This window comes from Methanofollis aquaemaris (assembly GCF_017357525.1).
Taxonomy (GTDB): Archaea; Halobacteriota; Methanomicrobia; order Methanomicrobiales; family Methanofollaceae; genus Methanofollis; species Methanofollis aquaemaris.
Genome location: NZ_CP036172.1, coordinates 2,362,669 through 2,375,128, shown reverse-complemented (window position 1 = coordinate 2,375,128; position 12,460 = coordinate 2,362,669). Strand labels below are relative to the sequence as shown.

Here is a 12,460-nt window from a genome sequence, read left to right as displayed (position 1 = left end):
ACTCCGGCGGTGATCTGATGACAGAGAGCGAAACACCCGCCTCGGTGCGGGCAATCATCACCGACGAGGAAGGAAGAGTCCTTCTTCTCCGGCGTGCAGAAGACCTGAAAAAATATCCCGGCCTCTGGGAACTCCCTGGCGGGACGGTGAAGGAAGGAGAATCTCTTCCCGGGTGCCTGGTACGCACCGTCCTGGAGGAGACCGGACTGGCCCTCGATATCTGCGGATGCACCGGCTCCTGCGAATCGATATGGGAGGGGAAGACCGAGGTCCACCAGATCTGGGTGGCGCACCCGCAACAGAAGGAGATCAGTCTCGCACCCGGACACACGGCATCGACCTGGGCGAGTTTCGATGAGATCGAGATGTTCCGGGCGGTCCCCTGGCTGATGGAAGCGGTCAGGCAGATTGTTTGATCATCACCCCGATTTTTTTCAGCGACGCGTCGATGAAGGCCGGGAGGTCTGAGGGCCGTCTGCTCGTGACGAGGTTTCCGTCCACGACGACCTCGGCGTCGACATAGTCGGCCCGCGCGTTCTTGATGTCCTGCACGATCGACCGCCACCCGGTCACCCGCCGCCCCTCGATCACCTGCGCCGTGATGAGAAGTTGCGGCCCGTGGCAGATGGCGAAGACCGGTTTTTTACTCTCCACAAATATTCTGACAAACCTGACAGGCGCGTCGTACGCCCGCAGATGGTCGGGAGAATATCCTCCCGGGATGAGGAGGGCGTCGTAGTCGTCGGGCACGGCATCCGCGACCCCCCGCTCAATCCGCACCTTCGTCCCCTCCCTCTTCCCGGTGACCGTGCTCCCCGCCTTCAGCCCGAGGTGGACGACCTCGTGGCCCGCGGCACGGAAGGCTTTCACCGGTTCAGTATATTCGGAGTCCTCAAACCGCTCTCCGATGAGAACTGCAATCACCGCCATTGGATCTCACCCGGTGACCGGTGAACCTCCGTCGGAATGAAGGTATCGGTGGCGGATCACCCATATAGCAACATACGGTTTATTGGCATCGACGCGGTGTAGGCAGGACACAATTTCAGGCGACACCGCGAGCAGTTGCAGAAGTTTTTCCGGGATGAAACGATTTTTTGGCTCTGTAGAATTCCTCAAGACGGTTATCTCTGCGGGGGGCTCGCCGCCCCCCGGTCCCCCCGCGCGAAGATGGGCAGGGGACGGCAATACCCTCTTCATCGTCATTGATAGTGCCTTCCCGGCCCTATCGCAATCCCGGAGGTCCGGGGGCGGAGCCCCCGGCGTGAGCATGGGGGAAGGCGTTTGAATCGTACTCAAACCTAGAAAAAGTGAGGCTTTCTACAGGTCGGGGTTTGACCGCATCCTTGCCCCTGTGTGGGGGCGGCAACGTGCTCTGTAACTGCCCGCCGCTCTGTTATAAAGTGGGGCGATTAAGGAATTCAAAAGGGTCCAAAAAATCGGATGTTCCCTCTGAAGGATGGAGGCGAGACCACATGTCGACCCGCGAGGGATGGCCCCGACCAATCAATTCAGCAGAAAAAATCGGCGTCGGGGCCAGAGCAACCGCAGTCAGACCGGCCCCGCCCCGCGGAACAGCGCCACTTATTGACGACGGTCGCCGCCGTTGGAGAGCGGGAAATATTCCCGGTAGACCTGCCGGCGTTCGTCGATATCGGTGTGCAGATAGATCTCGGTCGTCTTGATGGAGGAGTGGCCAAGATTCTCCTGGACGACACGGAGGTTGTGCGAGCGCCGGTAGAGTTCGGAGGCGTAGGAATGCCGGATCTTGTGCGGCGTGATCCCCTCGGGAGCGTACCGCCGGAAGATCCGCTGGACTGTTCTCGGGGAGAGGCCCTTGCCCTGCTGACCCACGAAAAGCGGCCCCACAATTTTGTTTCCGATATAATCCTCGACCTCTGCAAGCGTCTCGTCGTCCACGAACACCGTCCTGATCTTGTCGCCCTTGCCCCGCACCCTGATGGTGCCCTCATCAAAGTCGATATCGCCGATGTCGATGGTGCAGAGTTCGGAGACGCGGACGCCGGTCGCGTAGATCAGCCTGACAATAAGACGGTCGCGCTCGTCGTCGATCGACCGGAGGAGGCGCATCACCTGGCTATGCTTCAGGTATTTCAGTTCCTGGTTCTTGATCCGTGGGCGCTCCACCGCAGGCATCGGATCGGCGGCGACCGCCCCCTGCGCATAGAGGTAGGAATAGAAGGACGAGAGCGACGAGATCATGCGGTGGAGAGTTTTTGGTTTATAGGCATGCTGCTCCGCAAGCCAGGTGAAATAGTCGGTCACCATCGAGGTGGGCACCCCGGCCGAGGTCTGCAGGGAGGCCGGGGTGAAGCCTTCCGCATCGCACTGCGGCGACTCGCCCGGAGAGGTGTGCCGGCAGGCCCAGACATAGTGGGCGAAGTGCCGGACCGTCTCACCATAACTTCGGATGGTCCTGGGCGAGTAATTTCGCATTCGGAGGTAGTTTTCGAACCTATCCAGCCACTCAGAAAAATAACCCTTCTCCATCATTTATTTTCTCTGTTTCGACCGTATTTAATTTTGTCGCAGAATATACATTCTGCGACAGAGCCCCATAGCCGGATCATCATGCAACAACCACGGGACACCATGTGCGAGGACAGCAGGTGACGGAGTTCCTCGACCACCGCACGCAAGCAATGAGATCGGTACGATCCCCGGCACCGACAGAGCCCCGGATGGACGATCCTCCGGTGCGAGGTCCGCCCACATATAAAGGGTCCGCATAAACGCCCCGAAAATCCATTTTTGCTGTGAAGATAGGGCATCCATCATGCCATGAATATTGGGGCCATTCATGTGCCGATAAAACCGCAGGAAATCGACCGGATTTCAACCCCGACATCCAATCAAAATGTGGGACAGAACCCGGGATCCGGATCGGCGACACAGACAACAACTCCCGGACGCGCGCGAAAATCTGCCGCACCCACCAGACAACACCCACCGATCCACAAGTGGAGGATCCCACAGATGACAGACCGTACGATCAGACCTCCCCACACACCCCGCGACAGATCCAGAGAAATCCAACATCACAAAAAGCCATTGAATTGAACCTGCCCCCCGACGTACCCCCCCGGAGATTGCACAGGATCGAACAGAGCAGAACAAATGAAAGAGAGGCCACACCCGCGTCCCTGCGTGCCGGATCGGCAGAGGACGGGAACACACTCAGAATGGTTGCCTCTTCGCCTTCCCGCCTCCATCTTCGTCCCGGGGATCCGGGGGCAACGCCCCAGACGTGAAGATGGGGGAAGGCACGTCGATCAGAAGGGCCGCCCCACCAGACCGATCTGAACCTGCCGCCTCTTGCCCCAGACCCCCCACGATGAAGATAGCCGAGGGGCGGCAATTGAGTGGTGCCCTCCTCGCCCCCTTTGTTGAGAGAGATCAAGGATCCCACCACACCTCGAAACGCTACTCAGAACCAATATTCAACCGCGTATGCTTGAGCCCGGAGTTCATGCCAAATTACCATGAAAATCACCCCAAAGATCTGCCATGAAAGATTTTCATCCGGCATGCTTGTGGCGTGCTTTCGCTTCATGAGCGATTACCATGAAAATGATCCCGAAGATCGGCCCTGCAGGGAAGACTGAGGATTTGACCACACCGCTCCCCCGTATGACCTTGATACACAGAAGACAGAAACACTTTCAGAACGACCGGCCCCCTGCCTTCCCGGCCCCATCTTCATTCCGGGGATCCGGGGGCAGAGCTCCGGGCGCAAGCATGCGGGAAGGCACGTCGATCAGAAAATCTTTTGAACAATGTTCAATCGCGTATGCTTGAACCAGAGGTTCATGCTCGATTCAACAGAACCCGCGGAAGATAAATCCTGGAGCGCGGGAGGAAGGAACCAGGGCAGAGAAGAGAACAGACCCGGGTGCGGAGCGCCCACCATGCATGGGAGACCGGTGGCAAGTCAAGAACGAAAGGCCACCAACAGAATACAATTTTTTTGCCGGGAAGAAATTCTCTGTACTGGTCTTTGTGCGGAGGGCCGACCGCACGCCAGTTTCCCGCGAGAAGGGAGCGCCGAGAACGACAACACCCCTTCCATGATCTCCCCGCTGCCTTCCCGCCCCTATCGCCATCCTGGAAGCCGGGGGCAGCGCCCCCGGCGCGATTTGATGGGAAGGCATGTCGATCAGACGTGCCGCCCACTAGAAAGCTAAGGAATGCTTAACTGTTTTCTCGCGCCGGAGGGAGACCCCCAAACCCCCCACGACGAAGATGCGGAGGGCGGCAGCAAACTCTTGAACATCGCTGTGCTTCGCAAACATCTTCCAGGCGTATATCCTGGCAGATAGTTTGGGGATCTGCTCCATGAAAAGTTTTCATACGGCATGCCCCCAGTTCATGCCCGACCCAACAGAGCACACAGAACAGAACATCCGCCGGCAAGACCCGACAGAGGGGGCAAAGGCAAGGCCCCCACCCCACACCTGTCCAAAAGGAGTATTGAGCAAAGATGCTCCACCACATTCTGAAGGTTTAGAAGGGACACCCAGAGGCGGTTCCGGGCCCCATGACAGAGAATAGGCCGGGAAGTATATAATATGAAGGGGTGCGGCGAGAAAGTGTTCTCCAGACTATAAACCGTATGATGCTATATGTAAAATATGCCTCCGGAGGACATCAACCAGTAATCTTGATACCCCCCACAAACCAATGCGGTACAGAAAATGGGAGATCCTGAAGACCGCACCAAAGATATCAGCAAATATCATAAGTTCAAGAAGGTCGAAGGCTCGACCTACCGGCGGGTCAACCAGTTTCTCCGCAGACGCACCTACTTTACCGCGCGCGAATGGTCCATCGCGCGACTCTGTGCGGATTTCCAGACCACGAGCGGCGCGGAGATGACCTTCATCGGTGCGAACCTCCCCGAACTTGTTCCGTTCATGACCGAGCCCTACACCCCCCAGGCAGTCAACCAGGCAAGGAACGCCTTCAAGAAGAAAGTCAGTATGGCCGGGGCGACATTCCTGTACGGAGCGATGTGCGGATTCTTCACCCCCGAAGAACTCGACGACCTCCTCTTTGAAGCGAGCGAAGTGGCGCGCTTTTTGATGGAAGTGGAAGGCACCACCCTCGATATCGACGACGAGATCGAACGGGAGGACAAGGTATCCGAAGTAATGAAGAGCATCTCCAGAGAGTCCGCCAGACTCCTGCGGGAACGAAGTCGCACACCAGAAGACGCAGAAGAAGAGGGAGAGTAAGATGAGAATAATTCAGATCGTTGGCAGTTCGAACTCTGGCAAGACCACCTTCATCGAAGCGCTGGTCCCCGTCCTCAAAGAACACGGAACCGTTGCAGCAGTCAAACATCTCGCCCACGACCGGTACGCGGTCGAAGAGGGGAAAGACACCACCAAATATGCCGGGGCCGGCGCCGCCTTCTCGGTCGGGATCGACAACGAGAAGGCAGTGATCATCAGGGACGCCGCCGACCTCGCCACCGTGCTCGGCGAACTCTGCGATGCCGGGATAGAGTACTGTATTATCGAAGGGTTCAAGACCGTGCCCTTCCCCAGGATCGTCATCGGCGACCTTGAGAGCGAGGACATTGTCCTCAGGAACCCGACACCCGACGAGGTGCCCGACCACCTCGACGCGTTTGAAGAATTTTATACGATGCAGGGGATCGTCAGAGAACTGAGACGCTCATACCCCCTCGAACGGGCCGGGGCCGTCCTCACCTTCAACGGCATCGTCAGAGAACTGACCGGCGACGAGCGGACCGAGCACATGGACTTCGGCCCTGAGATCGATGCCATCGTCGAAGCGATCAGAGTTGAGGCCGAAAAGACCCCCGGCGTCATCGGCGCACGTTTTTACCATCGGAAAGGTCGACTCTATGCCGGAGAAGACATCACCTATTTTGCGATCCTCGCCGAGCACCGGCAGGAGGCCTTCGCCGCCATGAGCCGAGCGATCGATGAACTCAAGAGCAAGGCCCACGACAAGAACCATTGAGAGGTGAGAGAAGATGGAAAATAAGACACGGGTGCAGAAACAGATCTTCGGGACAAACGGCGTGCGGGGCATCGTCGGCGAGGCGATGACGCCGGACCTCGTGATGCGGATCGGCATGGCGCTCGGCACCATGCGCAAAGGGACCATCGCCGTGGGACAGGACACCAGGACCTCGGGGGAGGCGCTTGCCGCCGCAGTCTCGGCCGGGTTGATGGCAACCGGGTGCAAGGTGATCGACTGCGGCGTCCTCCCCACCCCGGCCCTCCAGTACCTGGTACGCGATCACTTCGACGGCGGGGCGATGATCACCGCCTCCCACAACCCCCCCGAATACAACGGCGTCAAGATCATCGAACCGGACGGCACCGAGATGGGCGACGAAGAGACCCTGAAACTCGAAGAGATCCTCTTCTCCGAGAACTTCACCTATGCGGCATGGGACGACGTCGGCTCAAAGCGGAGCGAGCCCGACCTGAAGGAAGAGTACATCGAGGCCATCGTCTCCCACTTCCCCCCCGGCATCGGAGCGGGCCTGACGGTCGTCGTCGATCCCGGGTCAGGCCCGGCCGCCGCGACCACGCCGAAGATCCTCGCCCGTCTGGGTTGCACCGTCCACACCATCAACGCCCAGATGGACGGGAGATTCCCCGGACGGCTGCCTGAACCCAGTCTGGAAGGGCTTGCCCCCCTCTCCGAGATGGTCAGGGAGACCGGCGCCGCCTTCGGAGTAGCCCACGACGGCGACGCCGACCGCGCGGTCTTTGTCGACGATACCGGGAGGTACGTCGAGGAGAATCAGGAATTCGCCCTCATCGAAGACTTTGTATGCCGGAAGGACCAGGGCCTGGTCGTCACTCCCGTCTCCTCCTCTCTCCTCTGCGAGGAGATCGCCGCCAGACACAACTGCTCGGTCGAGTACACCCCGGTGGGGAGCATCTATGTGGCCAGGGAGATGCGCAGCCTCATCCAGCGTGGAGAGCACGTGATCTTTGGAGGGGAAGGGAATGGAGGGCTCATCTACCCGGAGCATCAGTTCTGCCGGGACGGCGGGATGACCGCGGCCATGATGGTGGGCCTTCTCCATGCCAGCGACAGGCCCCTCTCGGCCCTCGTCGACAGCCTGCCCGAACGCTCGATCATCAAGGAGAAAGTAAGGACGCAGGAGGCGGAAGCCGTCATCGCCGCCCTGAAAGAAAGGTATGCAGACGAACAACCCGACTGCAGGGACGGGATCAGGATCAACCGGCCCGGAACCTGGGCACTTGTCCGACCCTCAGGGACCGAACCCATGATGCGAGTGATCGTGGAAGCAGGAGAGAAAAAAGGCTGTGAAAAACTCTTTTTCGAGATCATGGAGGTCGTAAGGGCTGCTGCCCCTGATCTTGGGAATGAGTAAAATTATTCAAAAATAATTATTATCCTTTTGATCAGATAATTGCCCCAAATCATCGTATGGCTCATCCAACCCCAGTACCTCACCCTTGCAATAGGTGAAATAAAGTTTGATTTGTTTTATCTAATATTATCTCTGAAGTCCCCATAGGGTAACTTTTTTAAGTATTGCAGGATTATATTTTCTGGTAGGATGAGCCTTGTCAGAAATAGATGCTGATCTTTTAAAGAGAATCCACCTGGTTGTGGAGAAGGGGGACCAGGCTGAGATCGAGGGATTACTTACCGATATCTCACAGATTCCAAGGCGGAAAGAGAAAAAAGAACTACTGGATACCACCTATTCAACCGTCCTGGAGATCGCCTTCAGAGAAAAACGCCCCGAATTGACCAGGATGCCGCTGGAACTTCCACGAAAAAAAATCTTCAAATATGTCAAAGATGCAGCCGAGATCTATACCGAGACCAAAGACCGCACCTGGCTTCAGGCCGTCTTTGATCTCTCCAATTCACTGGACCGGAAGAGTTCGCAGTCGGTGATCCTCTCTGAGGTGACCAAGAACCTCATCGAAGCAGGTGTCGACAAGGCCGACTCCGACCTGATCGAGGCCGGGATGGAGGTCTTCCATCAGATCAGTTTCAGGAAGTACAGATCCGCAATTCTGATGGATATCGTTCCCCTGCACATCGTCTGGAGCATCACAACCAGAGACACCACCCTTCTCACCGAATCGCTCGGACTCATCGAAGGCATCGGTGACATCTCCAAACGCTCGCTCCTTCAGAGTGAAGTAACAAAAGCGATCGGAAGGATCGGGGTCATCAAGAGGGACTTCGACCTCATCATAACCGCCCTGCGGAGCGCCGCCGAGATCAGACAGAAGATCAGACGGACCAACTGCTTCGCCTCCATCATCAGTCAGGCCTGGAAGTCACCGCTCAGCACCCAGATCTCCGACATCATGTCCGTCCTCAGGACACTCTCCGACCTGCAAAACGAAGAGGTCGCCGAGATCACCGCATCTCTCACCGATGAAATGATCGCGAGGGGCCATGACAAGGGAGCAGTCATCTCCACCCTTGAAGAAGTGGAGAAGACCTACCCCTTCACCCTCCAGGCAATCATCGGGGAACTGCTCGGCGCGGCCGAACGCCTCGGTGACCCGTACTACTTCGAGGCCGGGCTCAGGCTCAACTCCATGCTGGGGCCCGACGAAGAGGTCCAGATCAAGGAGATTGTCAAGGCCGGGATCGCCGTCGTCGAACGGACCGGCGAGGCGCGGTTCATCATTGAGATCGTCCCCATTGTTGAAGAGGCGGTCTCGGGCCACCGGGCATTCACCATCTACCTGACCCTGGTCCACACCCTGCTGGAACGCGGGGCGTTCTCCCATGCCATCGATATCTATGCCAAGATCCCCTCGTTCAGCGAGATCGTCCAGATCGGCATGCAGTTCTGGGACACCTCGGTGATGCTGGTGAGCAACGGGGTGCTGCGCGACCGGGTCGACCAGGTCCAGACCAGGGTCTTCGAGCGGATGGACACCAGCACAAAGGAGAGCCTGATCCAGCGGAGCATCACCCACATCTGCAAAGACACAGACCTCAACGAGATTATCCATCACATCTCCTCCCTCGTGGCCCTCGCCAACCTCCACCGCCACCGCGACGAGCAACTCCTCGGCGCGATCGACCAACTCATCGAGCGGCGGTTCATCGACCATCTCGACCCCTCGTACCTCATCGAGATCGCCCGGCAGATCAGAAGCCCGACCATCGCCAGCATGGCGGTCGCCAGGATCGTCGCCGACATGGCCGACTTCGGGTTTGTACATCGGAACCGTGATGTCCTCCAGCGTGCAGTCGGGCTCACCTGTGAGATCCGAGGACAAAAAGCCCGTTCCGAGGCACTCTGCAGTGTCATCGACCGGGCCGCCGATCTCGCCGTCGCCCAGGGCGACCTCACACTCCTCAAGAGAATGCGCGGCTGGACCGACCCCCTCCTTGAACGGGAGTACGGCCTGTACACCACCGGCAATATCGTCAGGGGGATGGTGAAGTACGGGATCGATACGATGGCACCCCATGCCCTGGAGAACGCCTACGATATCGCGAGGGAGATCGAGGATCCCTCGCTCCGCCAGCAACTTCTCGAGGGGATCACCGAGGGCTTCATCAGGGTCGGCTGCCGGATGATGGCAGAACCCCTCATCGCCGGCGACCAGGCCCTCCTGGAGAACAGGATGGCGGTCTTCAGGCGTTCCACCGAGATCCTCCGGGAGACGGTCAGCGAGCGGCGGTACTCGATCAGGCTTGCCCGGGGGATCGACATCATCACCGAGTACCTGAAGAAGAACAGGAGCCCCTACTTTGCCATTCCGATGGCGATGCTCCTGCTGGAGATCCGGAGCGAGGCGGAGCAGGACGCCATGGTGACACGCGTCTCAGCCGAGTTCGAGGAATATGTCGACGATCTGCCGTCCACCGACCCCTATGAGATGATGGCCTTCCTTCTCCAGCGTCTCGAATACGCGAAAGAGTCGCCCGAGGTCATGGAACTGACGCGCGCCCTCTTCGTCCATATCGCAAATCTTTATACGCGCTATTCCGGGATGTGTACTCTTTCTGAGAGTTACCTGCGGATCCATGACCATGAACGGGCGGGCGCCCTCCTCAGGAGTGTACATGAGGGGACCAGGGCAATGGATCTCCCATACGAGAAGGCCCTCATACTCTCAGACCTCGCAGGCCTGATGGCAAAAGTGGAGACAGATGAAGCATATACCTGCTTTAACGAAGCAAAATCACTCCTGCCTCTCATAGATTTCGAGATGGGCGGGGTCGTACGCAAGCACCTTGTCTTCTCACTGGTCAGCCTCCATGCCATCAAACCCCAGGAGAAGAATGTCGACGAGGTCATCGCCCTCATCAACGAGATCATCGACCCGGCCGACTTCGTCAACTCGCTGGTCGCCGCCTTCGGAATGCTCACCGAGGGCGGGCAAACGCATGAGGTCATGAAACAGATCTACGGCGGCATCGAAGAGATTCCGCTCGCCTACGACCGGGCCTCCATGCTCCTTTCAGTCGTCCCACTCGCAGAAAAATACGGGGAAGAAGGCGATGCCCTGGCCCTTCTTCAGGAGGCCGATCATCTCACCACCGAGATCGAAATCCCGGTCGTCGCCGCCATGGTGAAGAAGGGCGTCAGTCACATGTATCTTATGCTCGCCGCAGCAGAAGGAGACGAAGACCTGCGGCGAGAAGGACTTGCCGTGATCAAGGGCATTGAAAACGAGGTGATCAGGCATCGGATCTTCGAACAACTCGGAGTCAGCCCGGAAGAGCAGATCACAGACCCGGCATACAACCGCCTGATCGATGCAAGCCAGGAGGTCATCGTCGCTCATGCCACTCATCCGGACACCTCCTCAATAGAATATCTCATTGAAAACATCTCCGACCGTGCACAGAGGGCACGATACTGCTTCGAGCTCTTTGTCATCTTCCGTGACGCCGAGATGGGGCGGACCGCCGAAAATCTCCTTCTCGTCGGTCTCGACGAGGCGAGTATCATCAGACCGCTCTCCAGGCGGGTCTATGTACTCTCCGACCTTGCTCTCTCCCTTCACGAGGCAGGCGAGCGGAAAAAGAGCAGAGACATCATCGGGATGGCCGTGAACGCAGCGACGAACATCAGGCAGGACGACCTGCGCGACGAGGTCTTCAACGAACTGGATGTAGTGATCCGGATCCTCCAGGAGGGGCGGGAGGTTTGAAGACCGTCCGGATCCTGGTCTCGGGAAAAGTTCAGCACGTCGGTTTTCGGGCATGTACCAGAAAGATCGCCGTGAACCTCGGGGTCTGCGGGGAAGTGGTCAACTGCAACGATGGAACCGTCGAGATCACTGCCACCGGCGACCCTGCAGTTCTTGAAAAATTTGTCGCCATGGTCTATGAGTGCCCACGGGCGGTGATCAAAGAGATCGAGACCGAGCCTCTTGAAACACGACTTTATGCCGACTTCACGGTCGGGCGCGAGGCAGTTCAATAGACCGGAGAGAAATTCTCCCCGGTCTTCAGTGAGTGAGCAAGATCCCTGACAACAGCGGTCACCCGCTCCTCCCGGATCGTCCGATGGAGGACCGAAAGGAGGCGAGTGGCCAGGCATTCGGAGAGGACACACCGCCCGATACCGGTTTCATATTCTCCCCGCCCGAGCCCGGCGCGTGCGAGGGCGAAGACCGGATCATCCACCATGGTCGGCTTGAACCCGTCGATGACATCATAGACCAGACCGCCAGGGCCCTCCTTGAAGACGCCGTGGTCCGGGTCAAGGCCGGCAGCGATAACGGCAACATTTGCCGCACTGTACAGTACGGCATAGCCAAAAGAGAGCATTGCATTGACGGGGTCGGGGTGTGGCCTCTTTGTCCGCCGCTGAAATTCCAGTCCTCCCGGCAGGGTGCGGCCCATCACTTCATAGTACATATCGGTGCTCATCTGATGGAGCCGGCGGAGTTCGTCCATCTTGATGAGGAAAGGATATTCCTCGCGCGATCGATGGAGAAACTCAAGTTCGCCTTCATAGAGGAGATCCCATCCGGAGGCATTGCCGTAGCGTTCGATGGCAAGGAGACGTTCGTTCATCGCTTTTTCTGCAAAGGCCAGGGCGTAGGTATGACCAAAAGCCCGGTTCTGTGCACTTCTGAGTGCGGTGGCGGCGTCGCCCATGCCGGGGGGGGTGAGTTGACCGGCAGGTTGACCGTCGGCATCGAAGATCGAGATGAAAGCACCGGCCCTGAGCAGAGAGATGACGGCCGAGGTGTGGATGGTGTGTCCGCCGACGACGATGAGGTGGCCGACGTCCCTGATGTCGTATTGCCTCTCCTCATTTTTCTTCCTCACGGTCAGGGTTGTCCTGGTCGCCTTTATATGCCCACCGAAACCGGCGACCGTCACCCATGCACGAGCCTTTTCAGTCATATGTCGTAAACACCATTCCCACACGTCGTGGTCTTGATTGATCTGGAATCTCACTATAGATGAATGGATC

General features: G+C 58.1%; 9 protein-coding genes. 6 read left to right on the top strand and 3 right to left on the bottom strand.

Annotated features, from left to right (window positions below; translation table 11 throughout):
* Positions 1 to 17: 17 nt before the first annotated feature.
* Entirely contained in the window at positions 18 to 416 is a 399-nt protein-coding gene (locus tag RJ40_RS11310; RefSeq protein ID WP_265580958.1) for an NUDIX hydrolase, read from the top strand.
* Here RJ40_RS11310 and RJ40_RS11305 read toward each other — a convergent pair.
* Positions 400 to 930 carry a type 1 glutamine amidotransferase domain-containing protein gene (locus RJ40_RS11305; protein ID WP_265580957.1) on the bottom strand — a complete coding sequence of 177 codons (531 nt, stop codon included), beginning with the start codon at positions 928 to 930 and terminating at the stop codon, positions 400 to 402. The genes RJ40_RS11310 and RJ40_RS11305 overlap by 17 nt on opposite strands.
* Before the next feature lie 654 nt (positions 931 to 1,584).
* On the bottom strand, positions 1,585 to 2,511 hold the full coding sequence (gene xerA / locus RJ40_RS11300; protein ID WP_265582574.1) for a site-specific tyrosine recombinase/integron integrase: 927 nt from the start codon (positions 2,509 to 2,511) through the stop codon (positions 1,585 to 1,587).
* Between the two features lie 2,204 nt (positions 2,512 to 4,715).
* Between xerA and RJ40_RS11295 the strand changes: the two genes are divergently transcribed.
* The 5 genes from RJ40_RS11295 to RJ40_RS11275 all read left to right on the top strand — a co-directional run bounded on the left by RJ40_RS11295 (position 4,716) and on the right by RJ40_RS11275 (position 11,458).
* On the top strand, positions 4,716 to 5,255 hold the full coding sequence (locus RJ40_RS11295; protein WP_265580955.1) for a DUF5806 family protein: 540 nt from the start codon (positions 4,716 to 4,718) through the stop codon (positions 5,253 to 5,255).
* A gap of 1 nt (position 5,256) precedes the next feature.
* Entirely contained in the window at positions 5,257 to 6,012 is a 756-nt protein-coding gene (mobB, locus tag RJ40_RS11290) for a molybdopterin-guanine dinucleotide biosynthesis protein B (RefSeq protein WP_265580954.1), read from the top strand.
* 13 nt (positions 6,013 to 6,025) lie between these two features.
* Positions 6,026 to 7,408, top strand: coding sequence for a phosphoglucosamine mutase (gene glmM / locus RJ40_RS11285; RefSeq protein ID WP_265580953.1), 1,383 nt, complete (start codon positions 6,026 to 6,028; stop codon positions 7,406 to 7,408).
* Positions 7,409 to 7,649: 241 nt separating this feature from the next.
* Positions 7,650 to 11,183, top strand: a complete 3,534-nt coding sequence (locus RJ40_RS11280) for a hypothetical protein (RefSeq protein ID WP_265580952.1) — start codon at positions 7,650 to 7,652, stop codon at positions 11,181 to 11,183.
* Positions 11,180 to 11,458, top strand: coding sequence for an acylphosphatase (locus RJ40_RS11275; RefSeq protein ID WP_265580951.1), 279 nt, complete (start codon positions 11,180 to 11,182; stop codon positions 11,456 to 11,458). The genes RJ40_RS11280 and RJ40_RS11275 overlap by 4 nt, the downstream gene beginning before the upstream one ends.
* Here the strand turns inward: RJ40_RS11275 and cas1 are convergent.
* Entirely contained in the window at positions 11,452 to 12,390 is a 939-nt protein-coding gene (cas1, locus tag RJ40_RS11270; protein ID WP_265580950.1) for a CRISPR-associated endonuclease Cas1, read from the bottom strand. The genes RJ40_RS11275 and cas1 overlap by 7 nt on opposite strands.
* Positions 12,391 to 12,460: the final 70 nt, after the last annotated feature.

Bases quoted from the DNA above. Each gene is read 5' to 3' on its own strand.
- RJ40_RS11310 (WP_265580958.1), top strand. From the start codon at position 18: ATGACAGAGAGCGAAACACCCGCCTCGGTGCGGGCAATCATCACCGAC.
- RJ40_RS11305 (WP_265580957.1), bottom strand. From the start codon at position 930: ATGGCGGTGATTGCAGTTCTCATCGGAGAGCGGTTTGAGGACTCCGAA.
- xerA (WP_265582574.1), bottom strand. From the start codon at position 2,511: ATGGAGAAGGGTTATTTTTCTGAGTGGCTGGATAGGTTCGAAAACTAC.
- RJ40_RS11295 (WP_265580955.1), top strand. From the start codon at position 4,716: ATGGGAGATCCTGAAGACCGCACCAAAGATATCAGCAAATATCATAAG.
- mobB (WP_265580954.1), top strand. From the start codon at position 5,257: ATGAGAATAATTCAGATCGTTGGCAGTTCGAACTCTGGCAAGACCACC.
- glmM (WP_265580953.1), top strand. From the start codon at position 6,026: ATGGAAAATAAGACACGGGTGCAGAAACAGATCTTCGGGACAAACGGC.
- cas1 (WP_265580950.1), bottom strand. From the start codon at position 12,390: ATGACTGAAAAGGCTCGTGCATGGGTGACGGTCGCCGGTTTCGGTGGG.